At 42.3% G+C, this 473-nt stretch carries 1 protein-coding gene; it reads right to left on the bottom strand.

The annotated features are described in order from the left end of the window. Positions 1 to 473 (bottom strand): putative PEP-binding protein (locus ACYVTD_RS16505; protein ID WP_461248750.1); only part of this gene is annotated, 473 nt, incomplete at both ends.

Below are 473 nucleotides of genomic sequence, written 5' to 3'. Positions count from 1 at the left end.
GAATGGGAACTCCTTGTGTTGCAGTTACTACAATAGGTATCATAATTTCGGGGTGTACAGGAATTTTTTCTTTTGCGCATTCAGCGGCGGCAAGAGCGATAGCTTCTACCTGCATATCGTAGATTTCAGGGTAAGTTACGGCTAAACGGCAACCGCGATGCCCTAACATTGGGTTACTTTCTATAAGAGTGCCAATTTTAGAGTGTAATTTCTCGGCGCTGATGTTTAAATGTCCGGCTAATTCTTCTATTTCTTCTTGTGTGTGGGGTACAAATTCATGCAAAGGCGGGTCTAAAAGCCTGATTGTTACAGGGCGACCTTCCATCGCTTTGAAAATACCGTAAAAATCTTTTTGTTGAAGGGGAAGAATCTTCTTTAACTGCTCTTTTCGCTCTGCTTCCGTATCCGCGACAATCATGGCGCGGAAGTGAATAAGTTTTTCTTTATCAAAAAACATATGTTCTGTGCGGCAA

It is taken from the genome of Treponema sp. R6D11, assembly GCF_054786075.1.
Note: the sequence above shows the minus strand (reverse complement) of the source record. Positions and strands in the feature narration are given on the sequence as shown.